This is a genomic window from Qipengyuania nanhaisediminis (genome assembly GCF_045862805.1).
Classification (GTDB): domain Bacteria; phylum Pseudomonadota; class Alphaproteobacteria; order Sphingomonadales; family Sphingomonadaceae; genus Erythrobacter; species Erythrobacter nanhaisediminis_A.
In genome coordinates this window covers 1,806,500-1,832,756 of sequence record NZ_AP025760.1, presented here as the reverse complement: position 1 = coordinate 1,832,756, position 26,257 = coordinate 1,806,500, and the positions used below count along the sequence as shown (strand labels likewise).

General features: G+C 64.5%; 26 protein-coding genes and 1 tRNA gene. 11 read left to right on the top strand and 16 right to left on the bottom strand.

Annotation, left to right across the window (positions count from 1 at the left end; all coding sequences use genetic code 11):
* The first annotated feature begins 132 nt into the window (after positions 1-132).
* Positions 133-1,515 (top strand): hypothetical protein, encoded by a 1,383-nt coding sequence (locus tag ACKTSM_RS08835; protein ID WP_407874290.1) that lies wholly within the window; start codon positions 133-135, stop codon positions 1,513-1,515.
* Positions 1,516-1,586: 71 nt separating this feature from the next.
* Here the strand turns inward: ACKTSM_RS08835 and ACKTSM_RS08830 are convergent, their stop codons facing one another.
* Both ACKTSM_RS08830 and ACKTSM_RS08825 read right to left on the bottom strand, forming a co-directional pair.
* Positions 1,587-2,312 carry an NYN domain-containing protein gene (locus ACKTSM_RS08830; protein ID WP_407874289.1) on the bottom strand — a complete coding sequence of 242 codons (726 nt, stop codon included), beginning with the start codon at positions 2,310-2,312 and terminating at the stop codon, positions 1,587-1,589.
* Positions 2,313-2,349: 37 nt separating this feature from the next.
* Positions 2,350-2,988, bottom strand: coding sequence for a carbonic anhydrase (locus ACKTSM_RS08825; protein ID WP_407874288.1), 639 nt, complete (start codon positions 2,986-2,988; stop codon positions 2,350-2,352).
* Positions 2,989-3,082: 94 nt separating this feature from the next.
* Between ACKTSM_RS08825 and lipA the strand changes: the two genes are divergently transcribed.
* The gene (lipA, locus tag ACKTSM_RS08820; protein WP_407874287.1) at positions 3,083-4,066 is read left to right on the top strand and encodes a lipoyl synthase; all 984 of its coding nucleotides are present in this window, start codon (positions 3,083-3,085) and stop codon (positions 4,064-4,066) included.
* Positions 4,066-4,527 carry a type II toxin-antitoxin system RatA family toxin gene (locus tag ACKTSM_RS08815; RefSeq protein WP_407874286.1) on the top strand — a complete coding sequence of 154 codons (462 nt, stop codon included), beginning with the start codon at positions 4,066-4,068 and terminating at the stop codon, positions 4,525-4,527. Before lipA ends, ACKTSM_RS08815 begins: the two co-directional genes overlap by 1 nt.
* Here ACKTSM_RS08815 and ACKTSM_RS08810 read toward each other — a convergent pair.
* Genes ACKTSM_RS08810 through ACKTSM_RS08800 form a run of 3 tightly spaced genes read right to left on the bottom strand, consistent with a single transcriptional unit; the run spans position 4,488 to position 6,756 of the window.
* Entirely contained in the window at positions 4,488-5,000 is a 513-nt protein-coding gene (locus ACKTSM_RS08810; RefSeq protein ID WP_407874285.1) for a CinA family protein, read from the bottom strand. The genes ACKTSM_RS08815 and ACKTSM_RS08810 overlap by 40 nt on opposite strands.
* Positions 4,997-5,563 carry a hypothetical protein gene (locus tag ACKTSM_RS08805; protein ID WP_407874284.1) on the bottom strand — a complete coding sequence of 189 codons (567 nt, stop codon included), beginning with the start codon at positions 5,561-5,563 and terminating at the stop codon, positions 4,997-4,999. The genes ACKTSM_RS08810 and ACKTSM_RS08805 overlap by 4 nt, the downstream gene beginning before the upstream one ends.
* Positions 5,564-5,592: 29 nt before the next feature.
* Complete coding sequence (locus ACKTSM_RS08800; protein WP_407874283.1) at positions 5,593-6,756, bottom strand: bifunctional 2-C-methyl-D-erythritol 4-phosphate cytidylyltransferase/2-C-methyl-D-erythritol 2,4-cyclodiphosphate synthase; 1,164 nt, start codon at positions 6,754-6,756, stop codon at positions 5,593-5,595.
* Positions 6,757-6,836: 80 nt separating this feature from the next.
* Between ACKTSM_RS08800 and dusB the strand changes: the two genes are divergently transcribed.
* The 7 genes from dusB to hflX all read left to right on the top strand — a co-directional run bounded on the left by dusB (position 6,837) and on the right by hflX (position 16,392).
* Entirely contained in the window at positions 6,837-7,892 is a 1,056-nt protein-coding gene (gene dusB, locus ACKTSM_RS08795) for a tRNA dihydrouridine synthase DusB (protein ID WP_407874282.1), read from the top strand.
* Positions 7,893-7,894: 2 nt separating this feature from the next.
* Positions 7,895-9,031, top strand: a complete 1,137-nt coding sequence (locus ACKTSM_RS08790) for a two-component system sensor histidine kinase NtrB (RefSeq protein WP_407874281.1) — start codon at positions 7,895-7,897, stop codon at positions 9,029-9,031.
* Entirely contained in the window at positions 9,028-10,461 is a 1,434-nt protein-coding gene (locus ACKTSM_RS08785; RefSeq protein WP_407874280.1) for a sigma 54-interacting transcriptional regulator, read from the top strand. Before ACKTSM_RS08790 ends, ACKTSM_RS08785 begins: the two co-directional genes overlap by 4 nt.
* Positions 10,462-10,525: 64 nt before the next feature.
* A complete protein-coding gene (locus ACKTSM_RS08780; RefSeq protein WP_407874279.1) occupies positions 10,526-12,850 on the top strand; it encodes an ATP-binding protein in 2,325 nt (774 codons plus the stop codon).
* Between the two features lie 58 nt (positions 12,851-12,908).
* A complete protein-coding gene (locus ACKTSM_RS08775; RefSeq protein WP_407874278.1) occupies positions 12,909-14,297 on the top strand; it encodes a sigma-54-dependent transcriptional regulator in 1,389 nt (462 codons plus the stop codon).
* A 155-nt stretch (positions 14,298-14,452) separates the two neighbouring features.
* Positions 14,453-15,055 (top strand): RNA chaperone Hfq, encoded by a 603-nt coding sequence (hfq, locus tag ACKTSM_RS08770; protein ID WP_407874277.1) that lies wholly within the window; start codon positions 14,453-14,455, stop codon positions 15,053-15,055.
* Positions 15,056-15,087: 32 nt separating this feature from the next.
* Positions 15,088-16,392 carry a GTPase HflX gene (gene hflX / locus ACKTSM_RS08765; protein WP_407874276.1) on the top strand — a complete coding sequence of 435 codons (1,305 nt, stop codon included), beginning with the start codon at positions 15,088-15,090 and terminating at the stop codon, positions 16,390-16,392.
* 2 nt (positions 16,393-16,394) lie between these two features.
* On the opposite strand, the gene mazG is transcribed toward hflX, so the two are convergent.
* From mazG to ACKTSM_RS08710, 11 genes are all read right to left on the bottom strand, one after another.
* Entirely contained in the window at positions 16,395-17,177 is a 783-nt protein-coding gene (mazG, locus tag ACKTSM_RS08760; protein WP_407874275.1) for a nucleoside triphosphate pyrophosphohydrolase, read from the bottom strand.
* Between the two features lie 55 nt (positions 17,178-17,232).
* On the bottom strand, positions 17,233-17,415 hold the full coding sequence (locus tag ACKTSM_RS08755) for a hypothetical protein (protein ID WP_407874274.1): 183 nt from the start codon (positions 17,413-17,415) through the stop codon (positions 17,233-17,235).
* Positions 17,412-18,194, bottom strand: a complete 783-nt coding sequence (locus ACKTSM_RS08750; RefSeq protein WP_407874273.1) for an MBL fold metallo-hydrolase — start codon at positions 18,192-18,194, stop codon at positions 17,412-17,414. Before ACKTSM_RS08750 ends, ACKTSM_RS08755 begins: the two co-directional genes overlap by 4 nt.
* Entirely contained in the window at positions 18,191-18,967 is a 777-nt protein-coding gene (locus ACKTSM_RS08745; protein ID WP_407876342.1) for a TatD family hydrolase, read from the bottom strand. Before ACKTSM_RS08745 ends, ACKTSM_RS08750 begins: the two co-directional genes overlap by 4 nt.
* Complete coding sequence (gene metG / locus ACKTSM_RS08740; protein ID WP_407874272.1) at positions 18,967-20,526, bottom strand: methionine--tRNA ligase; 1,560 nt, start codon at positions 20,524-20,526, stop codon at positions 18,967-18,969. The genes ACKTSM_RS08745 and metG overlap by 1 nt, the downstream gene beginning before the upstream one ends.
* Positions 20,519-21,484: a DNA polymerase III subunit delta' gene (locus ACKTSM_RS08735; RefSeq protein ID WP_407874271.1), complete on the bottom strand. Its 966-nt coding sequence runs from the start codon at positions 21,482-21,484 to the stop codon at positions 20,519-20,521. The genes metG and ACKTSM_RS08735 overlap by 8 nt, the downstream gene beginning before the upstream one ends.
* Positions 21,481-22,119, bottom strand: coding sequence for a dTMP kinase (gene tmk / locus ACKTSM_RS08730; RefSeq protein ID WP_407876341.1), 639 nt, complete (start codon positions 22,117-22,119; stop codon positions 21,481-21,483). The genes ACKTSM_RS08735 and tmk overlap by 4 nt, the downstream gene beginning before the upstream one ends.
* Before the next feature lie 8 nt (positions 22,120-22,127).
* Complete coding sequence (locus ACKTSM_RS08725) at positions 22,128-23,264, bottom strand: D-alanyl-D-alanine carboxypeptidase family protein (protein WP_407874270.1); 1,137 nt, start codon at positions 23,262-23,264, stop codon at positions 22,128-22,130.
* 70 nt (positions 23,265-23,334) lie between these two features.
* Positions 23,335-24,387 (bottom strand): lytic transglycosylase domain-containing protein, encoded by a 1,053-nt coding sequence (locus ACKTSM_RS08720; RefSeq protein ID WP_407874269.1) that lies wholly within the window; start codon positions 24,385-24,387, stop codon positions 23,335-23,337.
* Between the two features lie 64 nt (positions 24,388-24,451).
* Positions 24,452-25,180, bottom strand: a complete 729-nt coding sequence (locus ACKTSM_RS08715; protein ID WP_407874268.1) for an HAD family hydrolase — start codon at positions 25,178-25,180, stop codon at positions 24,452-24,454.
* On the bottom strand, positions 25,177-26,094 hold the full coding sequence (locus ACKTSM_RS08710) for an aminotransferase class IV (protein ID WP_407874267.1): 918 nt from the start codon (positions 26,092-26,094) through the stop codon (positions 25,177-25,179). The genes ACKTSM_RS08715 and ACKTSM_RS08710 overlap by 4 nt, the downstream gene beginning before the upstream one ends.
* 70 nt (positions 26,095-26,164) lie before the next feature.
* Here ACKTSM_RS08710 and ACKTSM_RS08705 point away from each other — a divergent pair.
* Positions 26,165-26,254 (top strand) — tRNA-Ser (locus ACKTSM_RS08705).
* The last annotated feature ends 3 nt before the right edge of the window (positions 26,255-26,257 follow it).

Below are 26,257 nucleotides of genomic sequence, written 5' to 3'. Positions count from 1 at the left end.
CTCATTCAGCCCGTTTGGACTAGGACCGTTTGCAAATGTCGTGCGTTGCCTTCAATGAGCGCGCAGACTTTTCTCGGGGCCGAAACCGCGGCACAGCGCGGTCGGCCCGTTCATTTCAGGAGGTATTCGTCAATGCTCACCATTTTCTCGCGCAAGCGGGCTTCCACGCTCGCCCTCGCAGTGGCTCTCGCCACCGGCTCGGCGGTTGTCGCGACTGCGGTCCTGCCCGCAGAGGCCAGCGCGCAGCGCACCCGTGACCGCGACCGCAACAAGGATCGCGACCGCGACCAGCAGGAATCGGACGGCGGCGGCTACTCGGCCGAATTCCGCGCCGCCTATGTGCCGCTCGACGAAGCGCTCAAGGCAGAAGGTGCCGATGTCGCCGCGCTGCGCGGCCAGCTGATGGCACTTGTCCCGCTGCTCAACACCGATGACGAGAAGATCGCCGGCGGCGGCCTGATCTTCAATGCCGGTATCAAGGCATCGGACCGCGCGCTGCAATTGCAGGGCATGGAAGTCATGCTCGACAGCGGCAAGGTGCCCGCCGAGCAGGTCGGTCGCTACAACTTCATCGCCTACCAGCTCGCCAACGAAGCCGGCGACAACGTCAAGGCGCGTCACTATCTGCAGGGCGCGATCGACAACAACTTCACCACCGAACAGATCTCGCGTCCCGATCTCCAGATCGCGATGGCCGAGAATTTCTTCGCGGCTGAAGAATTCGATGCCGGTTTCGATTACCTGACCAACGCGATCGAAGGCCGCAAGTCGCAGGGCCTGACCGTTGACGAACAGTGGTATCGCCGCGGCGTCACCGTTGCCTACGAATACGAGCTCACGCCCTATGTCTACGATTTCGCGACGCTGTGGCTGAGCGATTATCCTTCGCCGCAGAACTGGCGTGACGCGGTCAACCTGACCCGCAATCTCAACACCTTCGAGGCCAACGAAATCCTCGACCTGTTCCGCCTCAGCCGCCGCGTCGGCGCGCTCCAGGATGCGACCGATTTCGACTATTACGTCGAAGCCGCCGATCCGCGTCGCCTGCCGCAAGAGGTCAAGGACGTGATCGACGAGGGCATGCAGGCCGGTATCGTTTCGAGCGGCAATCTGTTTATCACCGAGTCGCTCGAGACTGCCAATGGCCGTATCTCCGCCGACCGTGCCGATCTTCCCGCGCTCGAACGTGACGCGATGGCGGCAGGCGCTGGTCTGCGCACCGTGGTCGCGGCAGCGGGCACTTTCCTGAGCTACGGCGAATACGACAAGGCCGAACGCCTTTACGAACGCGCGCTGGGCATGCCCGGTGTCGATTCCGCCGAAGCCAATATGCGCCTCGGCATTGCGCGCATCGGGCTTGGCAATTTCGACGGCGCACGCGAGGCGCTGGGCCAGGTATCGGGCAACCGCCTGCCGATCGCCAAGCTGTGGATCGCCTATGCCAACGAGCTCGAGGCGACCACCGCGGCAAGCGCAGCGGTTCCGGCCGTGCCCGAGACCATGCCTGCCGGCTGATCGGGACACCGACCAAAAAAAGGGGCGCCGGGAGATGATCCCGGCGCCCTTTTTTCATGCCTTCGAGGCGTTCAGCGCAGGCGTTTCACCTTGGGCGCACCGCCGGACATGTCGACGTCGAACTGGTCGAGCGACCGGAACAGGTCGGAAAGCCGGGTGAAACCGTAATTGCGAACGTCGAAGCTCGACCGGTTGCCCGCGATCTGACCGACCTCGCCGAGATGCGCATAGCCATCGTCGTCGCGATTGGCGGCTTTCCACGCCGTGCCGAGCAGTTCGACGAGGTCCTCGTCGATCTCGCTTTTCTTGCCGTTGGTCTTTTCCTTGCTGCGCATCGGCTCGTCGGTGGCGCCGCGGATGAGCGCATCGATATCGATGAACCGGGTGCAGGCGCTGCGAAAGGCGTCGGGCGTTTTCTTGGTGCTGCCGAAGCCATAGACCACGATCCCGTCCTGCCGCAGCCGGGTGGCAAGCGGGGTAAAATCGGCATCCGAGCTCATGATTCCGAACCCGTCGACCTTTCCCTGGTAGAGCAGGTCGATCGCGTCGATCGTCATCGCCATGTCGGTGGCATTCTTGCCGGTCGTCATGTCGAATTGCTGCTGCGGACGAATGCCGTATTTGTGGCTGATATCGCCCCAGCGCTTGAGGTTGTCCTTGGCAAAATTACCATAGGCGCGCTTGATGTTGACCTGGCCGAGCTCGGCCATGACGGTCAGGACCGGATCGATCCCCTTGGGGGAGGTGTTGTCCGCGTCGATCAGCAGCGCGATGTTCTTCAGATCAGTTTCAGCCATGCGCGCCGCTATGACGGGGTCCGGTCAAACCGGCAAGTCAGTCAATCGCTGAAAATCCACCGCTTTGCGCATCGAGCCGTGCAAGCTTTCCGTCGGAAATCGCGAAATGCGTGCCGATCAGTTCGATTTCGCCGCGCTCCAGCTTGTCGGCGATGAACGGGAAAGTCGCGAGATTGGCGATGCTCTGGCGCACCGCGGCATATTCCATCGCGCGCTCGGCATCGCGCCCTTCGTCGCCGTGCTCGGCCACCACCGGCTCGCGCGCTTCGTCGAGCAGGGAGACCCAGTTCGCGACGAACCCGCCTTCGCCGGCGGGATTGTCATGAAGGCTCCGGGTGAGGGCGGCCTTGCACCCTCCGCACAGGCCGTGACCCATGACGACGATCTGTCTGACCTTGAGAAACTGCACCGCGAATTCGACCGCGGCAGACACGCCGTGCTGACCGGGCGTGGTCTCGTATGGCGGGACGAGCGCCGCGACATTGCGCACCACGAAAATCTCGCCCGGGGACACGTCGAGAATCTGCGCGGGGTCGACCCGGCTGTCCGAGCACGAGATCACCATGACCTGCGGGGACTGGCCTTCCTTCAGCTCGCTCCAGCGGTCGCGCTGGCGCTGCCAGTCGCCTTCGCGGAAACGGCCATAACCTTCGATCATCTGGTCAAATGTCTTCATGCGCGCATCGCTGCCGATTTCTTGCGATTCTTGCAAGACCCTGCGCGCGCCGGACGGGTTGTCCTGCGCTGCGCACGCGCCTAAGTGGGCGGGCATGAACGATCTCGCCAACACGCCCAAGGCCCGGACCGATAGCAAGGCCGAGAACGCGCGCCCGCCGCGCCAGCGCAAGCCCGACTGGATTCGAGTCCGCGCGCCGGTGAGCGAAGGCTATCACGAAACCCGCCGGCTGATGCGCGAGCTCAACCTGAACACGGTGTGCGAAGAGGCCGCGTGCCCCAATATCGGCGAGTGCTGGACCCAGAAGCACGCCACGGTGATGATCCTCGGCGATGTCTGCACGCGTGCCTGTGCGTTCTGCAACGTCAAGACCGGGATGCCGCGCCCCGTCGATCCGATGGAGCCGGAAAACACCGCGATCGCCGCTGCCAAGATGGGCCTGAAGCACATCGTCATCACCAGCGTCGACCGCGACGACCTGCCCGATGGCGGGGCGAGCCAGTTCGTCAAGGTGATCGAGGCGCTGCGCCGCAACACGCCCGACACCACGATCGAGATCCTCACCCCGGATTTCCGCAACAAGATGCGCCCCGCGGTCGAGGCGATTTGCGAAGCCGGGCCAGACGTTTACAACCACAATCTCGAAACCGTCCCGCGCCTTTACCCGACCATCCGTCCGGGCGCGCGCTATTATGCCTCGTTGCGTCTTCTCGAAGAGGTCAAGGCACACAACCCGCTGATCTTCACCAAGTCGGGCATCATGCTCGGCCTGGGCGAACAACGGCTCGAAGTGCACCAGGTGATGGACGACATGCGCTCGGCCGAGGTCGATTTCATCACCATGGGCCAGTATCTCCAGCCCACGCCCAAGCACGCCGCGGTCGAGGAATTCGTCACGCCCAAGGCTTTCGCCGCCTTCGGTTCGATCGCGCGCGCCAAGGGTTTCCTGCAGGTCGCATCGAGCCCGCTGACACGGTCGAGCTACCACGCGGGCGACGATTTCGCGGTGATGAAAGCCGCGCGCGAGGAAAAGCTCGCCAAGGCGAAGGGGCGCGACAAGGACCGGCTCGCGATCTGATGGTCGGTATTCGCGAAACCCGCAGGCTCCCTTATAGCGCCGAGCAGATGTTCGACCTCGTCGCCGATGTCGGGCGTTATCGCGAATTCCTGCCCTGGGTGATCGCGACCCGCGTGCGCGCCAACAGCGACACCGAAATGGTCGCGGACATGGTGGTCGGCTTCAAGTCACTGCGCGAGACCTTCACCTCGCGCGTGAAGAAGGACCGCCCGCGCGAGATCGCGGTGCACTATGTCGACGGTCCGCTCTCCGATCTCGACAATGTCTGGACTTTCCGTCCGATCGACGAGCACAGCTGCGAGATCGATTTCTGCGTCGATTTCGAATTCAGGAACAAGGTGTTCCAGGCGCTGGCCGGACAATATTTCGATCGCGCTTTCCGCAAGATGGTCGAGGCCTTCGAGGCCCGCGCCCACGCGCTTTACGGCAACAGCAATTCGAGCGCGCAAATCGTCGCCTGACGGCGGATCGCGGCGCGCCCGTCGGGGCCGTCGCCGCCTTCGAAATGCTTGAGCTCGCCTTCGGGTTCGCCGGTGGCATTGCGATAAGCGCGCGCAAAAACTACCGTTCCAACCGGTTTGAGCTGGGTGCCGCCGCCGGGGCCCGCGACACCGCTGATTGCCACCGCGACATCGGCGTTGGAGCGTTCGAGCGCGCCTTGGGCCATGGCCCAGACACAGGCGATCGAGACCGCTCCGAAAGTCTCGATGATATCCTGCGCGACCCCGAGCGATTCCATCTTCGCGGCATTCGAATAGGTCACGAAACCACGGTCGAGCACCGCCGAGGACCCGGCGATCTCGGTCAGCGCGGCAGCGACGAGCCCGCCAGTGCAGCTTTCCGCGGTGGCAAGGACACGCCCGGCCGCCTTGTTATCGGCGACCACCTGCGCGGCGAGCTCGCTGATGTCAGGGGGCAGGACGAAACCGGTCACCGCCGCGTGCCTTGACCGGCATCGGATCGGTCCTTCATCGGGCCCGATGCCTTCCGTTCCTCGTCGTCCTGCACCATTTCCATGATGAAGCCGGTGAACTGGGCGAGGTTGTCAGCCGGGAGCGGATCGAGGATTTCCAGCGCGCGTTCGATCTGGGGGCAGGTCTCGGGCTTGATTTCCTGGGCGACCAGGTTGGTGAGAAGGCCATCGACAAAGGGGCGCAGCGAACCGTCATCGAGCATGGCGATCATGTCGCTTGCTCCGTCATCCTCTTGCGTCGCCAGGCCGATGAGCAGCGCCTTGGCACCCGGCCAGCCAGCCTCGCTGCCATCTGCGAACTTGTCCCGCAGCCGTTCGCTGTTCGACAAGGCAAAGCCGTTCGGGTCGAGCCGCGAAGTGCACCGGTCGAGATAGCCCTCGAAGGCGTGCGGCAGGGCATAACGCGTGGCCGAGGCGACCGCGACCGGGTCAAGGTCTCGCGCGCCTTGTGCGGAGGCCGGAACCGATACGAGCAGGGCGGCCGAGCCGAGGGCGACTGCGGCGAGGGTGGTAAAACGGGTCATATCTTGGCTCCGGTCTGGGATAGTGTCTTCTAGCGGTTCGAATGGAGGCTGACGATGGCCTGCGCGGCGATACCTTCGCCGCGGCCGGTAAAGCCGAGCCTTTCGGTCGTGGTTGCCTTGATGCTTACAGCGCCCTCGTCGAGCCCGGTCAACCGCGCGATCTCGGCGCGCATCGCGGCGCGGTGTGGGCCGATCTTGGGCGCTTCGCAGATGATCGTGCAATCGAGGTTGGAAAGCGCAAAGCCCGCTTCGCGAACGAGCCGCACCGCGTGTTCGACGAACCGGCCCGAGCGCGCGCCCGCCCATTGCGGATCGCTGGGCGGGAAATGGGTGCCGATATCGCCGTCTCCGATCGCTCCGAGCAGCGCATCGGTGATCGAGTGAAGCACCACGTCTGCATCCGAATGGCCGGCAAGGCCGTGGCTGTGATCGATCCTGACGCCGCCCAGCCACAATTCCTCGCCCTCGGCGAGGCGGTGGACATCATATCCCTGTCCGATGCGAAAGGCTGGCACCTTGTCGGTCTCCTTCAGGTCGTTCGCGAAGGTTATCTTGGCGAGACGTTCGTCACCTTCGACCAGCGCAACTGAACCCGAGCTTGCAGCGAGAACTTGCGCATCATCGCCCGCGTCCCGTTTCTCGTTCCATGCGCGGTGCGCGGCAAGGATGGCGCTGGTGCGAAAGGCCTGCGGCGTCTGGACCCGTCGCAAATCCTCGCGCCGCGCCGCACCCTTCATCGTGCCTACATCGCTGGCGATGGCGAGGCTGTCGACCACCGGCAGGACAGGGATCGCGCCCTCGTGGCTTTCGAGCGCATCGCAAAGCCGTTCGATCACCGCGCGCGGCAGGTCGGGGCGCGCGGCATCGTGGATCAGCACGCGGTCGGGCGCTCCGGCGGCGTCGAGCGCCTCGAGGCCCGCGCGCACCGATTGACGCCGCGTCGCCCCGCCGGTGACGAGGCGATAGCCCTCGATCCCGGCGAGTGCCTGGTGCGCATCGTCCTCGGCCCCTTGCGCGATCACCACCAGCAGCGGTTCGGCCCCGGCGTCGCGCAATGCGGCGACAGAATGCGCGATCAGTGCTCGGCCGCGCCACTGGCAGAATTGCTTGGGCACGTCGCCGCCCGCGCGCAAACCCTTGCCCGCCGCGACGACGATCGCTGCGAAGGGGGGGAGGGGGGCGGTATCAGTCATGCAAGCGAGTGCGCTTAGGGTCTGGACGGATTTTTCGCAATCCACTATGCGCCTGCACAATATTTAGGCAATTTCCCCGCATGACCACACCTCCTTCTCCCCCCCCGGCGATCAAGCCGATCCAGATCGGTCCTGTGACCATCGACGAGCCCGTGCTGCTCGCTCCGATGACCGGTGTGACCGACATGCCGTTCCGCACGCTGGTGCGGCGCTATGGCTCGGGCCTCAACGTGACCGAGATGGTGGCGAGCGAGGCGGCGATCCGCGAAACCCGCCAGTCGATCCAGAAAACCGCCTGGGACAAGACCGAGGAACCGGTCTCGATGCAGCTGGTCGGGTGCGATCCCGACAGCATGGCCGAGGCCGCCAAGCTCCAGGAAGGCAATGGCGCGGCGATCATCGACATCAATTTCGGATGCCCGGTGCGCAAGGTCGTCGGCCAGTTTGCCGGCAGCGCGCTGATGCGCGAGGTGCCGCTCGCGACCCGCCTGATGGAAGCGACCGTCAAGGCGGTCGACGTGCCGGTGACGGTAAAGATGCGGATGGGCTGGGACCATGCGAGCCTCAACGCACCCGAAATGGCCCGGATCGCCGAGGATCTGGGGGTCAAGATGATCACCGTCCACGGCCGCACGCGCAACCAGATGTACAAGGGGTCAGCCGACTGGTCTTTCATTCGCAAGGTCAAGGATGCGGTCTCGATCCCGGTCATCGTCAACGGCGATATCTGCACCATCGACGATGCGGCAAAGGCGCTCGAACAATCGGGAGCAGACGGGCTGATGATCGGACGCGGCGCCTACGGCAAGCCGTGGCTGCTCGGCCAGGTCATGCACTGGTGGCGCACGGGCGAAGTGATCGCGACCCCCAGCTTCGATGAACAATACGAGGTGCTGGTCGAGCATTATCACCGCATGCTCGACCATTATGGCCGCAATGTCGGGACCAAGATCGCGCGCAAGCATCTGGGCTGGTACACCAAGGGGATGCACGGATCGGCGGAATTCCGCAACAAGGCCAATTTCATCGACGATCCCGACGAGGTTCTCGGCGAGATCGCGCGCTTTTACGAGCCGTTTCTCGGCCGCCGCGGCAGCGGTGAAAGAGACCTCGAAACCCGGGCCGAAGCGGCCTGACAATGGCGCCGGCGCAGCTGGCCGAAAGGGTCGAGATCCCCGCGCACGACACCTCGCGACCCGATGCCCAGGCGCAGATCGCAGGAATGGGCCTCGCACTGGTCCTGATCGATCCCGACACCCGTGTCGCCGAGGTCAATTACGCGGCGCAAAACCTGCTTGGCCGCAGCGAACGGCATCTCTTAGGCTGCACGCTCGCCGATGCGATCGGCCCGCTCGACCCGCGCTTCGAAAGCCGGATTGCCGATAACGAGGCAGGGCTGGTCGCGCATGGGATCGCGATCAGGTCGCTCGATGATCGCGGCGAAGACCAGGAACAGCGATCAGGGCAGCGGGTCGACATGACGCTCACGCCCCTGGCCGGCCACCCGGGCTGGCGGGTGGTCACCCTCGTTGCCAATCCGCGCGAAAATGCGCCGGACGACGATGCATCGCCGGGCGCGCTTGGCGCGCCGTCAGTGCTCGCTCACGAGATCAAGAACCCGCTCGCCGCAATCCGCGGCGCCGGACAACTCGCCGAACGCAAGCTTGCCGATGGCGACAAGAAGCTCGCCCGCATGATCACCGGCGAGGTGGACCGGATCGCACGGCTGATCGACCGAATGCAGCAATTGGGCGCAAGCACCCGTGACGAGCTGACGCCGTGCAATCTTCACGAGGCGATCCGCTCCGCGATCGCCACCGTTCGCGCCGCGCGCGAGGGGCGCGTTGTCATCACCGAGGCCTTCGACCCCTCGCTGCCACCCGTACTTGCCCATCGCGAGGCGCTCGAACAGGTGCTGATCAACCTGCTGTCAAATGCCTGCGATGCGGTGGAAGGAGCCCAGAGCGGCTCGGTAAGCGTGCGCACGCGCTTTGTCAGCGGGGAGGGGTTCCGCGCAATCCGGCTCGGCCGTGCCTACCGCTTGCCAATCGAAGTGAGCGTCATCGACAATGGCGCCGGCATCGATCCCGATCTGCGCGATCACATCTTCGAACCCTTCGTCTCGTCCAAGCGGTCGGGCCAGGGTCTCGGGCTGGCCCTTGTGCGCAAGCTGGTCCGCGACATGGACGGGACCGTCAGCCACGAGCGCGATGCACGCCGCGGCCTCACCCATTTTCGCCTGCATCTCCAGCGCGCCGAGGAGAAGGACACGTGAACGCCAGGCAAGGTCAATTGCTGCTGGTCGAGGATGACAGCGCGATCGCCACCGTCATCACCGCCGCGCTCGAGGACGAGGGTTTTGGCATCGTGCGCTGCCAGTCAATCGCCGAACGCGATCGGCAACTTGCAAGCGGGCAGTTCGACGCGATGCTGACCGACGTGAAACTGTCCGATGGCGACGGGCTGGCGACCATCGCCTCGGTGCGCGACCACGCCCCTGACATGCCGGTAATCGTGCTCTCGGCGCAGAACACGCTCGATACCGCGGTCCGTGCGAGCGACAGCGAGGCCTTCGAATACTTTCCCAAGCCCTTCGACCTCGACGAGCTGGTGCGCGCTGTCCGGCAGGCAGCAGGAGATCGGGGCGAGGCAAGCCGCGCGCCTGAACCGGACGCGATAGAGGGGATGCCGCTGGTCGGGCGCAGCCAGGCGATGCAGGGCGTCTACCGGATGATCACCCGCGTCCTGCGCAATGATCTCACCGTGCTCGTGACCGGCGAAAGCGGCACCGGCAAGGAACTGGTCGCCGAAGCGATCCACCAGCTGGGCAGCAGGCGCACCGGGCCGTTCGTCGCGGTCAATGCCGCGGCGATCCCCGCCGACCTCATCGAAAGCGAGCTTTTCGGACACGAGAAAGGCGCCTTCACCGGCGCAATCGCTCAGGCCATCGGCAAGTTCGAACAGGCCAATGGCGGCACGCTGTTCCTCGACGAGATCGGGGACATGCCCGCCGAGGCGCAGACCCGGCTGCTGCGCGCGCTGCAATCGGGCAGGATCAGGCGGGTCGGCGGCCGCCAGGAAATCACCATTGATGTCCGCATCATCGCCGCGACCCACCGCGACCTTGCTCCCATGATCGCCTCGGGCGCGTTCCGCGAAGACCTTTTCTACCGGATCAACGTCGTCCCGATAAACGTGCCGCCGCTGCGCGAAAGGCGCGAGGATATCGGCGTGCTCAGCCGCCATTTCCTCGCCGAGGCGGTCGAAGACGGCTTGCCGCGCCGCCAGCTTGCCGCCGATGCGCTTGCCGCGCTCGAGCAGCGCGAATGGCGCGGCAATGTGCGCGAGTTGCGCAATGTGATTTACCGGCTTGCATTGATGAGCCGCGAGGACGTGATCGACGCCGCCAGCCTCGTCGATATCATCGGCACCGACACTCTGGCCGAAGGAACGGGCAGGGGCGAGGGCAACCCGATCGCGACCGCGCTCGCTGATTGGCTCGAGCGCGAAAACCCGCCCGAAGGCACGCTTCACGCGTCCGCGATTGCAGCGCTCGAGAAGCCTTTGATCGAGCATGCCCTTGCGCTCACCGGCAACCAGCTGCGCGCGGCCAAGCTGCTCGGCATTAACCGCAACACCTTGCGCAAGCGGATTTCCGATCTCGATATCGAGCCCGACCGCTTTTGCAGACCGCTTGGGCGCTGATCTGCGGCCTATTTGCAACTTTTAGCTTGCATCTTTGCAACACCACGGTTGTAAACGGCCCACCATGGACAGCGTGGTAACCAAGACCGGCGACCCCGCCCCAGTGCCCGCGATAACGCGCGGCAATGCGCCAGCGCGCCAGATGCCGCGCTGGTGGCGGCAATTCGTCGTGACTTCACGGCGCGCCAACATCTTCCTGTGGCTCGAGATCGCCTCGGTAATCGCCTTGCTGGTGGCGCTCTGGGCCAATTACCTCGCCTATTCGCAGCTGCCCGCGGATTCGGGTGGTCTGCCATCCTTGCAGGTGTCGTTCCTGCTGGTCTCGGTGCTGGTGCCCGCACTGGCAATCATCGTCCTGATCGGGCGACGCCTGGCGCTGCGGCGGGCAGCAGGCAGCACCGCGCGGCTTCACGTGAGGCTGGTGTTCTTCTTCTCGGTCATCGCGGCGGTCCCGACCCTGCTCGTCTCGGGCTTTGCCGCCTTCCTGTTCCAGAGCGGGGTCGCGTTCTGGTTCTCCGATGAATCGCGTGGGCTGATGGAGAACGCCAACGCGCTTGCTGAAAGCTATTACGATGCCAACCAGCGCGACGTCGAACAGGCGACGATCACCATGGCAGTCGACATGCGCGAAATCCTGCTGCGCGTGCCGATTGCCGATCCCGATTTCATCGATTTCTATCTCTACCAGATGCAGGGCCGCGAGATCTCCGAAAGCGTGATCCTTCAAAGGCTCGCCGACGACACGTTCCGCACCGCGGTGGTGATGAACCTGATGGAAGGCAACGACCCGCTGCCGTTCAGCGAGCGTGCCCTTGTGCAGCTCGATGCGGGCGAACTGGTCGTGGTCGAAGGCAGTTCGCAGCGGATCAATGCGCTCGCCCCGATCGATCGCGAAGGCGGCGTCTATCTCTACAATGCGCGCACCACCGAAGAGACGATGTTCCAGCAGTGGGAGAGCGCGCAATCGATCTCGGTCGCCTATGACAGGCTCACCGAAGAGGCGCGCACGCTGCAATTGCGCTTCAACATCGCGCTGGTGGCGATGAGCCTGCTGCTGGTGGGCATCGCGGTGTGGTTCGCGCTGCGCTTTGCCGATCGCCAGGTGGAACCGCTGACCGATCTGGTCGGTGCGGCGCGCAAGGTCGGGCAGGGCAATTTCGCCTTGCGGGTCGAAGGGCGCACCGGCGCAGACGAGATCGGCCTGTTGAACCGCGCCTTCAACCGCATGACCGCGCAGCTCGAGAAGCAGACCCACGCGCTCGTCAGTGCCAACCGCCAGATCGACGATCGCCGCGCATTCATGGAAGCGGTGCTTGAATCGGTCACTGCAGGTGTGATCTCGGTCGACGAGGACAACCGCGTGCTGCTGATGAACGGCTCTGCCCAGGCGCTGCTCGAGGAGAGCGGCGGTGAGCACAGTGGCATGGGCGAGGCAAGGGGCGAGGCCAAGGGCGAAGGCACTGACGGTCCCAGCGCCGATCTCACCGGCCTGCCGCTCGAAGAGCTTTCGCCCGAAATCTGCCAGGTCCTGCGCGAAGGCAAGGAACGCGCGATCGTCACCCATGCCAAGGGCGGCGAATTGCTCACTCTGGCGGTCAAGATCGCTCCGGGAAGCAGCGGTCACGTTATCACTTTCGAGGATATCACCCGGCAATTGCTCGACCAGCGTCAGGCGGCATGGTCGGACGTTGCCCGGCGGATCGCGCACGAGATCAAGAACCCGCTGACCCCGATCCAGCTCGCTACCGAGCGCCTCAAGCGGCGCTATCGCAAGCAGGTCGACGATGCCGATGGCGCTCTGTTCGATGAACTGACCAGCACCATCGTGCGCCAGGTTGGCGACCTCAGGAAGATGGTCGACGAGTTTTCCTCCTTCGCGCGGCTGCCCAAGCCGGCTTTCCGCACTGAGGACGCGGTCGACCTGGTGCGCCAGGCGGTGTTCCTGCAAGAGGTCGCCCATCCCGAGATCACCTTCTCGGTCAATGCCGAAGACCTCGCTGACCGGAACCTGCGCTGCGACCGACACCAGCTTGGCCAGGCGATGACCAATGTGCTCAAGAACGCTGTCGAAGCGGTCGAGGCGCGCGCAGGCGATGAAGATGACGGGTTTTCCGGCAGGGTCGCGGTCACCATGAGCGGCGAGGGCGACCGCGTGGCGATCGCGGTGACCGATAACGGGATCGGTCTTCCCAGCGACCGCGAACGGATCGTCGAACCCTATGTCACCACCCGCGAGAAGGGCACCGGGCTCGGCCTCGCGATCGTCAACAAGATCGTCGACGAGCATGGCGGCGACATGAGCTTTGCTGCCGGCGACGACGGCGGCACCCGCGTCACCTTGCGGTTCGCGCGCAATCCCGAGAATCGCGCTAGCGAGGCCGCCGAATGACCGGTTCCCGCATCCGCCCCTTTCCCTTGAATACCCCCGCTGACACGAGGAGAGCCTGATGGCGCTCGAAATTCTGATAGTCGACGACGAACGCGACATCCGCGAACTGGTCGCCGGTGTGCTCGGCGATGAAGGCTATGAATGCCGCACCGCTGCCGACAGCACCAGCGCGCTGGCCGCCATCGACGAGCGCCGGCCGAGCCTCGTCTTGCTCGATGTCTGGCTTCACGGCAGCGAGCTCGACGGGCTCGAGACGCTCGATGCGATCAAGCAGCGCGAGCCCGATCTGCCGGTGATCATCTTTTCCGGTCACGGCAATATCGACACCGCCGTTTCGGCCGTGGGCCGCGGGGCGATGGACTTTATCGAAAAACCCTTCGAGGCCGAGCGGCTGCTTCTGCTGGTCGAACGCGCGACCGAGACCGAGCGCCTGCGCCGCGAGAACACGCAATTGCGCGATTCGAGCTGGGGCAGCGCCGATTTCACCGGCAATTCCTCGGCGATCAACGCGGTACGCGCGACGCTCAAACGGGTCGCCAATACCGGCAGCCGGGTGCTGATCTCGGGTCCGGCAGGCGCGGGCAAGGAAGTCGCTGCGCGGATGCTCCACGCCTGGAGCGGGCGCGCCGACAGCGCCTTCGTCCTCGTCAATTCCGCGCGGATCACCCCCGAACGCTTCGAACAGGAACTGTTTGGAGAGGAAGCGGACGGCAAGCAGGTGCGTCCGGGCCTTCTCGAAATGGCCGATGGCGGCACGCTCTATCTCGACGAAGTGGCTGACATGCCGCTGTCGACCCAGGCGCGCATCTTGCGCGTGTTGACCGACCAGAGCTTCGTGCGCGTGGGCGGCACACGCCAGATCGGCGTCGATGTGCGCGTCGTCTCCTCGACCACGCGCGATCTCGCGGTGGAGATGGAGGAGAAGCGCTTCCGCGAGGACCTGTTCTACCGGCTCAACGTGGTGCCGGTGACGATCCCCTCGCTTGCCGATCGCCGCGACGACATTCCTGCGCTCGCCGAGCACTTCTTCACCCGCTATTCGACCGACCAGGGCATCGCGCCGCCGGAAATCTCGAAAGAGGCCATGGCAGCGCTCCAGGCCTATGACTGGCCCGGCAATGTGCGCCAGCTTCGCAACGTGGTCGAACGCACGATCATCATGACCCCGCGCGACCGGCTGACCGTGGTTGAACCCGACATGCTGCCGGGCGAGATTACCGGGGGAAGGCTGGCAGCGGCAGGGCAGGGCCTTTCCGCGATGATGGGGGTGCCGCTGCGCGAAGCGCGCGAAAGTTTCGAGCGCGAATATCTCTCGATCCAGATTCGGCGGTTCTCGGGCAATATCTCGAAAACCGCGACTTTCATCGGGATGGAACGCTCGGCGCTGCACCGCAAGCTCAAGCTGCTCGGCATGGCCGACCGCAAGGATGACGGGCGCAAGAACTGACCGTTTACCCGGGGTTACAGGCGGGCGAGAAATTCTTGCATTGCCGCGAAGGGACGCAAGCGGCATGATGGTAAACACGCAGCAGGCGCGGAACGGCGCGTATTTCTGCGAACATGCGGACCGTAACAGCGGCCGCCAAGAACAGGAGCCTTACAATGTCTGATGGGCGAACTCTCTCTCCGCGCCCGCACAATTCCACTGCCCGGCAAGGGGCACCCGATCATGGTGGTGAAGGCGGGGCAAAAGGCACGAAACAGGGAAATCTCCAGGACGCGTTCCTGAACCTGTTGCGCAAGAACAAGACACCGGTGACGATGTTTCTCGTCAAGGGCGTCAAGCTTCAGGGCATCGTGACCTGGTTCGACAATTTCTCGATCCTCCTGCGACGGGATGGCCAATCGCAGCTGGTCTACAAGCACGCGATCTCGACCATCATGCCCGGCACCTCTGTCGATTCCGGCCAGTTTGCGAACCGCGCGGTGGGGCGCAAGCAACGATTGCTCCAGGATGTGTTTCTCACGCGGGTGAGCGAATCCGGGGTCCAAGTGACCATGTTTCTTGTCAACGGCGTGATGCTGCAAGGGCGCATCGCCGCCTTCGACCTGTTCTGCATGCTGCTCGAACGCGATGGCGCGGTTCAACTCGCCTACAAGCACGCGGTCTCGACGATCCAGCCTGCAAGCCCGGTCGACCTGTCCGAGGACGGGGCGACGGACGCATCCGGGCGCGATGATGATCGCGAACGCGACGACGATTAGGGACCCGATCGCTGAGTTTTGACGAGACATTGATGGACGAGGTGACCCGCGGTGCGCGGGCGCTCGTGTTGTGCCCGGATATCCGCCGGATCGCCTACGATCTCGACGCCGAGGAACGGCTTGCCGAGGCCGAGGGGCTGGCGCTCGCGATCGGGGTGGTGATCGCACATTCGGCGGTGTTGCCGGTGCGTCAGATGCAGCCCAACACCCTGTTCGGTTCGGGCCAGGTCGAAAATATCGCGGTCTGGTGCGAACAATATGAGTGCGAGCTCGTGATCGTCGACGGTGCCTTGTCGCCGATCCAGCAGCGCAATCTCGAAGACCGTCTGAAACGCAAGGTGATCGATCGCACCGGCCTGATCCTCGAGATCTTCGGCGAACGTGCCGCGACCGCCGAGGGGCGCCTTCAGGTCGAGCTTGCCCATCTCGATTACCAGCAGAGCCGGCTCGTGCGCAGCTGGACCCACCTCGAACGCCAGCGCGGTGGTTTCGGCTTTCTCGGCGGGCCGGGCGAAACCCAGATCGAGGCCGACCGCCGGATGATCCGCCAGCGCATGGCGCGTCTGCGGCGCGAACTCGAACAGGTTCGCAAGACCCGCGCGCTCCACCGCGAAAGGCGGGGCAGGGCACCCTGGCCGGTGATCGCGCTGGTGGGTTATACCAATGCCGGCAAGTCGACGCTGTTCAACCATCTAACCGGTGCCGAGGTCATGGCCGAGGACCTGTTGTTCGCAACGCTCGACCCGACCATGCGCGCCATCAGCCTGCCGGGCGTCGAGAAAGCGATCCTGTCGGACACGGTGGGCTTCATTTCGGACCTGCCGACCCAGCTCGTCGCCGCGTTCCGGGCAACGCTCGAGGAAGTGACCGGCGCCGACGTTATCTGCCATGTGCGCGACATGGCCAATCCCGCCCATGCCGCGCAAAAGAAGCAGGTCCTCGCCGTGCTTGCCGATCTCGGCGTCGTCGATCCCGAAACCGGCGAAAGCGAGATCCCGATCATCGAGGTCTGGAACAAGGCCGACTTGATCGACCCCGAACGGCTCACCCAATTGCAGGAGGTCGCAGGCGACCAGGACGCGGTGCTCGTCTCGGCGGCGAGGGGCGAGGGTATCGATGCATTCGCTGCCGCGGTCGCCGAAAGGCTGACCGAACGCGCCCGGGAACTGGAGGTCACGCTTCCGGCATCGGACGGACGGCGGATCGCCTGGCTCCATGCCCATGGCGAGGTGCTCTCCGACGAGGAAGCCGGGGAAGGGGAGAACGGCCCCATGCGCAAGCTGAGAGTTCGGCTTAACCCCAAGGAACTGGGTCAATATGCCAGTCTGACAACCTGATTTTATAGTGTTTTTTCGGACTTCTTGACCCGCTGCCAGTATTCTTCCTGCTCATCGAGCGAAAGCGCGGCAAAATCCTTGTTGTCGGCGCTGGCGAGGGCTTCCATCGACCGGAAACGGCGTTCGAACTTGCTGTTGGCCGCCTTGAGCGCCTGCTCTGCATCGACCCCGTAGCGGCGGATGATATTGACCGCGACGAACAAGACGTCGCCGGCCTCGATCAAGCGTTCCTCGTCCTCGGCGCTGTCGAGCTCGTCGAGCTCCTCGAGCAGCTTTTCGCGCGGGCCGGCAGTGTCGGGCCATTCGAACCCCACGCGCGCGGCGCGTTTCTGGAGTTTTTCCGACCGCAGGAGCGCCGGTAACGCCGCGGCAACGCCGTCCATTGCGCTCCTGGCACCATCCTGTTCGCGCTCGCTGGCCTTGATGTCCTCCCAGCGCGCTGGTGTCATCGAGCCGTCTTCGCTGCCGAAGATGTGCGGATGGCGCGCTTCCATCTTGTCGCTGATTGCGCGTGCGACATCCTCGAAAGCGAAATGACCGGCTTCCTCGGCCATGCGCGCATGGAAAACGACCTGGAACAGCAGATCACCAAGTTCGGACCGCAAGTCTGCCATGTCGTCGCGCTCGATCGCGTCGGCAACTTCGTATGCTTCTTCAATCGTATACGGCGCGATGCTGCCAAAATCTTGTGCCGTGTCCCATTCGCATCCGTGATCGGGATCGCGCAGCCGGGCCATGATGGCCAGGAGACGGTCGATTTGCGTCGTGGGGGCGGTTTCGCTCATGGCCTCGATAACGGAATGATAATATATATTATGTTAAATAACATGCGGGTCGGGTTCAGGTCGGGAGCCTCGCCCCGAGCAAGTCCGCGACGACGAAAAGCCCCGCGAAGATCGCAAGCCAGACCAGCGCGAGCTGCGCGATCCGGCTCCAGCCGAGCTTGAAACTTGCCAGCGCGCTGCCAGCCAGGACCAGCCATCCCAGCATCGCCACGATCGAGACAATTGCGCCTTCATTCATGCCCTTAGCTCCAATCCGTCATAACCGACCACCACGCCTTCAGGCACTTCGTCCACGAGCGTCTGGTAATCCATGCTCTTGTCGAGATGGCTTAGCACAAGCGTCCCGCAACCCGAACGTTCCGCCAGTTCGAGCGCCATGTCCAGATGCGCATGGGTTGGATGTGGGTCGCGCCTGAGACAATCGCTGACAAGGATATCGACGCCTGAATACAGGTCGACCATTTCCTCGGATATTTCCGAAAAATCCGTGGCATAGGCGATGCTCTTGCCATCGGCATCGAACCGGAATCCGGTCGTCTCGCCCGGCCCGTGCTGCATCTGGCACCATTCGACGCCGAACCCGGCGACGATCCGCAGCCGGTCGAGCGTTTCCAGCGAACAGATCGTCGGATAGCCGTCTTGCCCTGCGAAGACGTAGCCGAAGCGCTGGCGCAGCCGCCGCACGGTCTCGGTCGAGGCATAGGCCGGGATCGGACCGCCGCGTCCGTAGCGCAACACCCTGAGATCATCGATGCCGTGGCAATGATCGGCGTGATCGTGGGTCCAGAACACCGCGTCGATCCGGTTGATGCGATTGGCGAGCAGCTGTGCGCGGCAATCCGACGAAGTGTCGACAAGCAGGCGGCGTCCCTCGTCGCTCTCGACCAGGATCGATACGCGCGTTCGACGGTTTCGCGGCTCGTTCGGGTCGCAATCGCCCCAGTCGCCGGTGCCGTCCTCGCCTCCGATGCGCGGCACCCCGGTCGAGGTGCCTGAACCCAGCATGACGAGTTTCACAGCGCCGCCTTGGCAAACAGGCGCTTGAAATTGGCGGTGGTCCGCGCGGCGAGCTGCTCCTCCGACACTCCGCGCAACTCGGCCACGAAGCGCGCGGTGTCGGCGACGAAGGCCGGTTCGCAGGTCTTGCCGCGATTGGGCACAGGTGCGAGGAACGGGCTGTCGGTTTCGACCAGCAGGCGGTCATCGGGCACGATTTTCGCAGTCTCCTGCAAATCCTTCGCGTTCCTGAAGGTGACGATGCCCGATAGCGAGATCGTGAGCCCGAGATCGAGCACCTTGCGCCCGAATTCGGCGGAAGCGGTAAAGCAGTGGATCAGCGCTGGGAACGCGCCCTTGGCCATTTCATCTTCGAGGATTGAAATCGTGTCGTCCTCGGCATCGCGTGTGTGGATGATCACTGGCAGCTGCGTTTCGCGCGAGACATCGAAATGCATTCGGAACAATCGGGCCTGCGCTTCGCGGTCCGAATGTTCGTAGAAATAGTCGAGCCCCGTCTCGCCGATCGCGATGACGCGCGGGTCCTGTGTCGCCGCCAGCAGCGTCTCGCGCGAAAGGTCCTGGTGGTCGTCGGCATGATGCGGGTGGATACCGACGCTGGCATAGACATCGGGTTCGCGGTTCGCGGTCGCGACGACCTGGTCCCATTCGGACCTCTTGGTCGAAATGTTGAGAAAGGCCCCCACCCCGCGTTCGCGCGCCCGGGACAGAACGCCTTTCTGGTCATCGACCAGCCCGTCATATTCGAGGTGGCAATGGCTATCGACCAGCATCACGCATCCTCCCCGGCCGGCAGTTCGAGCCGCGGGAAAACCGGAATTGGCTTGGCCACGGTGAACCCGCTCGCGACCAGCCGCTGATACCAGCCATGGTCGCCGAGCGCATCGTAACCGCGCTCATCGCTCGGAACGCCGAGCTGTTCGAGCAGAATCGCGGCCTTTTCGGGTACCACGGGCTGGATCGCGATCGCGAGATCGCGCAGGCACATGAACAGCGTCTGGAGCACCGCCTTCATGCGCTCGGGATCGGTCTTGCGCAGCGTCCACGGCGCCTGCTCGTCGACATATTGGTTGCAGGCATAGACCGCCTTGATCCACGCCTCGATCCCGACCGAGAAGGCGAGCCTTTCAAACTCGCGCGGAAGGTCTTGAGCACAGGCATCCTGCACCGTCTGGAGCAGCGCCTTGTCCTCGCCGGCCGGTTCGAAGTCGCCGATTGCGCCATCCATGTTCTTGGCGATCATCGAGAGCGTGCGCTGCGCGAGATTGCCGAAACTGTTGGCAAGCTCGGCATTGGCACGGGTGACGATGGCCTCGGGCGAATAGGACCCGTCCTGGCCGAAGGCGACCTCGCGCATCAGAAAATAGCGCAGGGTGTCGACCCCGAATTCGTCCGCGAGCGCGAGCGGGTCGGTGACATTGCCGAGCGATTTCGATTCCTTTTGCCCGCGGTTGAGCAGGAATCCGTGACCGAACACCGACTTGGGCAGCGGCAGGTCCGCGCTCATCAGGAAAGCCGGCCAGTAGATCGTGTGGAACCGCACGATATCCTTGCCGATCAGGTGAAGGTTGGCAGGCCAGAACTTGCGCATCTCCTCGGTGTCGTCGGGAAATCCGAGGCCGGTTATGTAATTGGTGAGCGCATCGACCCAGACATACATGACGTGGTTGTCCGAGCCCGGCACCTTCACCCCCCAGTCGAAACTGGTGCGGCTGACCGAAAGGTCGCGCAAGCCGCCCTCGACAAAGGCGATCATCTCGTTGCGGCGGCTTGCCGGTTCGAGAAAGCCTGGTTTCCTGAGCAGGTCTAGCAGCGGCTTTTCGTATTTCGACAGGCGGAAGAACCAGCTTTCCTCGACGGTCCATTCGACCGGCGTGTCCTGCGGCGAGAGCTTCTCGCCCCCATTGCCCACTTTCAGCTCGCTTTCGTCGTAATAAGCCTCGTCACGGACCGAATACCAGCCTTCGTAGCGGTCGAGATAGAGGTCGCCTGCCGCTTCCATCCGGCGCCAGATTTCCTGGCTGGCGCGGTGATGGTCGTCTTCGACGGTGCGGATGAAGCGATCGAAACTGATGTTAAGTTTCTCGTCCATCTCACGGAAATATCCCGACATTTCGTCGGCGAGATCGCGCGGGGTGCGGCCCTGTTCGTCGGCCTTGCGCGCCATTTTGAGGCCGTGTTCGTCGGTCCCCGTCTGGAACCGCACGTCGCGCCCGCGCAGCCGCTGGAAACGGGCGATGACATCGGCGGCGATGCCTTCATAGGCGTGTCCGATATGCGGACGGCCATTGGGATAGTTGATCGCGGTGGTGATGTAGAACGGTTCAGCCATGGGCAGGTGCGCTAGCCGGGGCGGCGCGCGTGAGCAAGGTGCCGATTTCGAGCGTAAGCAGCCCGGTGTCGAAATTGTGGTGCGGGGCCTGCGCGGCAAGCGTGACAAGCTGCGCATGCGCCTCGATCAGCGCGGCGCGGTGCGCATCGTCCTGGCATGTGCGCGCATGCTCGGCGACAATGGCCTGGGCAAGCTCCATCACCGCCTGCAAACGCTCGCGATCGGCACGCGGGCCGATCATGGTGGCAAGATCGGCGCGCGGCTTCATCGTCGTGTCGCAGCCGGTGATCATCGCGGTGATCGCGTCGGCGATCGGGGCGAGGCATTGATCGGCAAAGCGCAGGGCGGCGCCGTAACTGCCCTGGGCTGCGCGGATCGCGGCCTCAATATCGTCGCCCGCGGCTTCCTCGGCAGCATCGAGCATGGCTTCCAGTTGCGCGTCGCTCAACGGCGGGAAGCGCAACACGCGGCAGCGCGAGCGGATCGTCGGGAGAAGGCGCGCGGGCCGGTGGGTGACGAGCATGAAGAAGGTGCCCTGCGGCGGTTCCTCAAGGCTCTTGAGCAGCGCGTTCGAAGCGCCCGTTTCCATGTCGTCGGCAGGATTGATGATCACCACCCGGCGATCACCCAGCGTCGGACGGGTGTTCAGGCGCTTCTGCATCGCGCGGATCTGCTTCACCCGGATAGAGCGCGCGCGTTCGTAATCCTTGCCATCGGCGGCAGCGCGTTCGGCCTTGTCATCCTTGGGCCCATAGGTGAGCGTGATGATATCGGGATGCTCGCCCGCGGGCTGCGAGACGCCGTCCTCGGCCACCAGTGCGCGTGCCGCGGCAACGGCAAATTCGTGTTTTCCCAGCCCGCTCTTTCCAGCGAGGATCCAGCCGTGGTGCATCCGGCTGCCGACCATCGCGGCGCGCCATTCCGTCCAAGGGCCGGTGTGGTTGGGCCAATCGGTCACGGCGTCTCACCCAGCAAGCGGCCGAGCGCTGCCATGATGCGCGCATGGACTTCATCGGGCGAACCGGAACCGTCGACGATGCGAAAGCCTTCGGGATCGGCTTCGGCAAGGTCGCGGAAACTTTGCGCAACCGCGCGGTGATAAGCTATCGGGCGCCCGCCAATCGCGTCCGAGCTGTCGCCATCCCGCCTGGCCAGGCGCTGGGCCAGCTGGTCCTCGCCACATTCGAGCAGGATCGTGCAGTCGGGCCGCAATCCCTCGCTGCCAAATGCGTGCAAGCGGGAGATCGCCTCGTCTTCAAGGCCCCCTGCCCCGCCCTGGTAAGCTCGGCTCGAATCGACGAAACGGTCGCACACCACCCACGCGCCTTGTGCAAGCGCGGGGCGGATCAGCGCCTCGACATGATCGGAGCGGGCGGCAGCGAACAACAGCGCTTCGGCGCGGGGTCCCCATCCCTCGCCCGGGGGATCGAGCAGAAGCGCGCGGATCGCCTCGGCACCCGGCGTGCCGCCCGGTTCGCGCGTGGTCACGACCTCGTGCCCGCGCTCGCGCAAGGCGTCGGCGAGCAGGCGCGACTGGGTGGACTTGCCGGTCCCCTCGCCCCCTTCGAGAGCAATGAACCGTCCCGATTGCATGACGCCTGTCATGTCAGCCACCCCGCGATCCCGTTGATGACCCGCGAGATGAAGCCCGCTTCGGTAACCGTTTCGGCTGCGACCAGCGGAATGCGCGCCGGTTCCATATCGGGCACTTCTACCACGAGGGTGGCGACCTGTTCGCCGGCGAGGAAAGGCGCGCGCAAGGGGCCGTCATAGCTGATCGAGGCGAGCAGCTCGCCGCTGCGACCGCGAGGCACGTTGACATAGACGTTCCGCTCGGTCCTGAGAGCAACGCTGCGCGCATCGCCGCCTTGCACGCGTGCGCTGCCGACAATTTCGCTCTCGCCGAACAGGCGTTTGCGCTCGAAGGCGGCAAAGCCCCACTCGGCAAAGGCGCGCGCGGCCCGGGCGCGCACGGCATTGCGCGGGGCGCCGGCGATGACAAGAACCAGCCGTTGGCCGCCGCGTGACACCGTGCCGAGATAGCCGAAGCCGGATTCGTTGGTGTAGCCAGTCTTGATCCCGTCGGCCCCGCGCAAGCGCCCGATCAGAGGGTCGCGGTTGGGCTGCTCGATCCCGTTGTAGGCGAAGCCGGGCTTGCCGACATAGCGCGCGAACTTGCGCGGGTGGCGCGAAATCATCGCCTCGGCAAGCCGGACGAGGTCGGTTGCAGTGGTGAAGGTGCGCCCCTCGTCGGGCCAGCCATTGGGCGTGCCGAACCAGCTATCGGTCATGCGCAGGCCGCGTGCGCGCTGGTTCATCCCCTCAACCCAGCTATCGACCGATCCGGCCTGCCCCTCGGCAAGCATGACCGAACCGTCATTGGCCGAAATGTTGGCAATCCCCATCAGCAGGCTGTCGACTTGCACGCGGTCGCCCGCATTGATCCACATGGTCGACCCCTCGCCCGCCCATTCGCGCCATGTCGCGTCCGTCATCTTGAATGTCTGCGCCGGGTCGAGCTTGCCTTCCTCGATCAGTTCGAACGCATGGTACAAGGTCATCACCTTGGTGATCGAGGCGGGAACGAAGCGCCGGTTCGCCTCGCGCGAATAGAGCACCTGCCCGCTGGAAATATCGACCAGCAAGGCAATCGGCGCATCGCCTTCGCTCGGTACGGCCGGACGCACTTGCGCAGCCGCCGGGAGCGCAAGGGCAAATGCCGCGAGCAAGACGGCCAATCGGGAAATCGGTGAAATCACCCGGGCGATATACGAAAGCCCGGCGCAAGATGCGAGAGCGGTGGCGCGCTTAGTTCACGATTTCGTCGGCCAGCAGCCCAACGCTCATCGCGTAATAGTTCGAGCAATTGTATTCGAGGATCACGCGGTAATTACCCGTCAGCAGCCAGGCGGGTGTGCCAGGCCCATCGGGCTGGAACAATGACACCAGCGTGTCGCCGGGAAGCGGGCGCTGCGGCTGCACGCCGAGCGCGCGCCATTCGTCGATGGTCTTCCATTGGCTGTGGCGTTCGTGGACCCGGGGACAGACCTGCGCGACGATCTCGGTGCGGTAGGCATCGACATCGAAACCGCCCGGCACCGAGGCGCGCACGCCCCAGGGCTGTCCGGTGCGCCAGCCGGCGTCGCGGAAATAATTGGCTATCGATGCGAAGGTGTCGGCGCGATTGGTGAAGATATCGGCGCGCCCGTCACCATCGCCATCGGCGGCAAGCCGGAGATATACAGATGGAAGGAACTGCGGATTGCCGAATGCGCCCGCATAGGAGCCGACCAGTTGCTGGCGCGAGAAGCCGCGATCGGCGACCTTCATCAATGCCACCCATTCGCCTGCAAAAAGGTCTCGGCGGCGGCCTTCCCACGCGAGCGTTGCAAGGCTGCGCGAAAGGTCGAAATCGCCGCGGATCCGGCCATAGCTGGTCTCGTGCCCGAAAATCGCGACGATGATCTCGCCAGGAACGCCAAATTCGCGCTCGATCGCGCGCAGCTGGCCGCTATGGGCGCGGAAGACGCTGCGACCGCCCGCGATCCGGGTCGAATTGACATGGGTCGCGATATAGGGCGCGAGCGCGGGATAGCCGCGCCGGGTCGGGCTGCCGGGCTGCCCCTGGTCGAGCCGGATCACGCGCGGATTGGGGGTCAGCCCCGCGGTCATCCGGTCGATGGTCCTCTCGCTCACGCCTTCGGCCCGGGCGCGCGCCTTGAGCAATTCGAGATAGGCGTCGAAATCGACCCCGTCGCGTGCGGCGACCTGCGCGGAAACGGGTTCGGGCGCGGCATGGCTCCCGGCAAGAGCGGTGCCAAAGGCAAGTGCGGCGAGTGCGAGGGAGCGTGTGATCGGCATTGCGCGTCTATTCCATCATTGACCTGAATCAGGGGTGAGCGAGACCGGCCGGCGTCCTGCCCGCTTACGAGCAGATCGCATATCGACGCAGGAACTCATAGTCCTCGCGGCACGCATCGGCTGTCCTGGCATACGCCCCGTCGAGTTTCGGCAGAGCGCCGGGCGAATTGCCGAAGCCTGTCGAGGCGTTGACCTTGTCATACCAGTGCGCCCCCCAGATACCGTCCTCGGGATGAGGACCCTTCTCCCAGGACAACATGGCCGGGTCGCATTCGATCCCCAATGCCGAACACAGCTTCGCCAGCACGCCCTCCGGATCGGCGAGGATCGCGTCGGAATCGACCACGGGCGGCGGGCTTCCGGTGCGCTCGGCCTCGCGCTCGAAATAGTCGCGCAACCGGGCAAAGCCGAGCATTTCGGGATCGCGCAGCTCGTTCTTTGCGCGGTAGCTTGCGACCACGCGTTCGGGAGCGCGGATCAGGAAGGCATGGCGGTGCTGCGGCATGTCGGCAATATCGACCGGGCCGACCATGTGGTGCGGCATGTGCTTCTGATACCAGACCGGCTCGCCACCTGGAGCATCGCCCGATTGCGCGGCGAGCACGCTGGCCCAGTCGCAATCCATGTCGGCGATGGTCTCGGCCGCCATCGGGTGGTCCTCGCCGCTGGCCTTCAGAAACGCGCCGTAGAAGGGTTCATCGCTCATCGCGCAATCGCTGCGCGCCCCGAAGCTGCGCATCATCGCGGTCGAGATGTTGCGCGGGCCCGACCACATGGCGATGCGGATGGTCACGCGGCTGTGTCCCTGTCGATCAGCTCGCGATAGAGGACCTGCAAATGCGCGACCATCGGTCCGCGCCCTTGCGTGAGCGCGCGCCCATCGACTTCGGTCACCGGCACGACACCGGCAAAAGTGCCGGTCACGAAGGCCTCGTCGGCGCCATAAACATCTGTGAGCGAAAAGTTCTTCTCGAACACGGGGATGCCCGCCTCGCGGCAGATGTGGATGACATTGGCCCGGGTGATCCCGCCGAGGCAGTAATCGCCGCTCGACGTCCAGACCTCGCCCTTGCGCACGATGAAGAAATGCATGGAGTTGCAGGTGGCGACGAAGCCATGAGGATCGAGCATCAGCGCCTCGTCCGCTCCGGCCTGGGCGGCCTGGATGCAGGCGGTGATGCAATTGAGCTTGGAATGCGAATTGAGCTTCTGGTCCTGCACCGCCGGATCGCCGCGGCGGACATGCACGGTGAACAGCCGGATGCCTTTTTCGACCGTCGCAGGGAGCGGGGCCTTGTATTCGGGGATGATGACGATGGTGGCATCCGAAATCACCACGCGCGGGTCTTGATAGGGGGTCGAGCGGATACCCCGCGTGACCATCAGGCGGACATGCACGCCCTCTTGTGAGCGCATGCCATTGCCGTCGATCGTCTGGTCCAGCCGCGCGGTCAGTTCCTCGCGCGTGAGGCCGATATCCATCGCGATCGCCTTGGCGCCCTCAAAAAGCCGGTCGAGATGCGCATCGAGAAAGGCCAGCCGCCCATTGTGCAGCCGCAGCCCTTCCCACACCCCGTCACCCAGCATGAAGCCGCTGTCGAACACCGAAACGCTCGCCTCGGCGCGCGGGACGAGGGAGCCATTGACGTTGACGAGCACGCTCTCATTGCGCGGGACGGGTGCGTAATCGTGCGTGCCTTTTGCCATCCGCAATGTCCTAAAGGATCATCGCATGGTGACAAGGCTGCCAAGCATCGCTAACCGCTTGAGCCCGCGCGGACAGGTGGCAGAGCGGTTGAATGCACCGGTCTTGAAAACCGGCAAGGGTGCAAGCCCTTCGTGGGTTCGAATCCCACCCTGTCCGCCACCT

Bases quoted from the DNA above. Each gene is read 5' to 3' on its own strand.
- dusB (WP_407874282.1), top strand. From the start codon at position 6,837: ATGACCACACCTCCTTCTCCCCCCCCGGCGATCAAGCCGATCCAGATC.
- hflX (WP_407874276.1), top strand. From the start codon at position 15,088: ATGGACGAGGTGACCCGCGGTGCGCGGGCGCTCGTGTTGTGCCCGGAT.
- ACKTSM_RS08755 (WP_407874274.1), bottom strand. From the start codon at position 17,415: ATGAATGAAGGCGCAATTGTCTCGATCGTGGCGATGCTGGGATGGCTG.
- ACKTSM_RS08775 (WP_407874278.1), top strand. From the start codon at position 12,909: ATGGCGCTCGAAATTCTGATAGTCGACGACGAACGCGACATCCGCGAA.
- ACKTSM_RS08825 (WP_407874288.1), bottom strand. From the start codon at position 2,988: ATGAAGACATTTGACCAGATGATCGAAGGTTATGGCCGTTTCCGCGAA.
- ACKTSM_RS08805 (WP_407874284.1), bottom strand. From the start codon at position 5,563: ATGACCCGTTTTACCACCCTCGCCGCAGTCGCCCTCGGCTCGGCCGCC.
- lipA (WP_407874287.1), top strand. From the start codon at position 3,083: ATGAACGATCTCGCCAACACGCCCAAGGCCCGGACCGATAGCAAGGCC.
- ACKTSM_RS08830 (WP_407874289.1), bottom strand. From the start codon at position 2,312: ATGGCTGAAACTGATCTGAAGAACATCGCGCTGCTGATCGACGCGGAC.
- ACKTSM_RS08745 (WP_407876342.1), bottom strand. From the start codon at position 18,967: ATGCTGGTCGATAGCCATTGCCACCTCGAATATGACGGGCTGGTCGAT.
- metG (WP_407874272.1), bottom strand. From the start codon at position 20,526: ATGGCTGAACCGTTCTACATCACCACCGCGATCAACTATCCCAATGGC.
- ACKTSM_RS08720 (WP_407874269.1), bottom strand. From the start codon at position 24,387: ATGCCGATCACACGCTCCCTCGCACTCGCCGCACTTGCCTTTGGCACC.
- mazG (WP_407874275.1), bottom strand. From the start codon at position 17,177: ATGAGCGAAACCGCCCCCACGACGCAAATCGACCGTCTCCTGGCCATC.
- ACKTSM_RS08790 (WP_407874281.1), top strand. From the start codon at position 7,895: ATGGCGCCGGCGCAGCTGGCCGAAAGGGTCGAGATCCCCGCGCACGAC.
- ACKTSM_RS08835 (WP_407874290.1), top strand. From the start codon at position 133: ATGCTCACCATTTTCTCGCGCAAGCGGGCTTCCACGCTCGCCCTCGCA.
- ACKTSM_RS08710 (WP_407874267.1), bottom strand. From the start codon at position 26,094: ATGGCAAAAGGCACGCACGATTACGCACCCGTCCCGCGCAATGAGAGC.
- ACKTSM_RS08815 (WP_407874286.1), top strand. From the start codon at position 4,066: ATGGTCGGTATTCGCGAAACCCGCAGGCTCCCTTATAGCGCCGAGCAG.
- ACKTSM_RS08800 (WP_407874283.1), bottom strand. From the start codon at position 6,756: ATGACTGATACCGCCCCCCTCCCCCCCTTCGCAGCGATCGTCGTCGCG.
- tmk (WP_407876341.1), bottom strand. From the start codon at position 22,119: ATGCAATCGGGACGGTTCATTGCTCTCGAAGGGGGCGAGGGGACCGGC.
- ACKTSM_RS08780 (WP_407874279.1), top strand. From the start codon at position 10,526: ATGGACAGCGTGGTAACCAAGACCGGCGACCCCGCCCCAGTGCCCGCG.
- hfq (WP_407874277.1), top strand. From the start codon at position 14,453: ATGTCTGATGGGCGAACTCTCTCTCCGCGCCCGCACAATTCCACTGCC.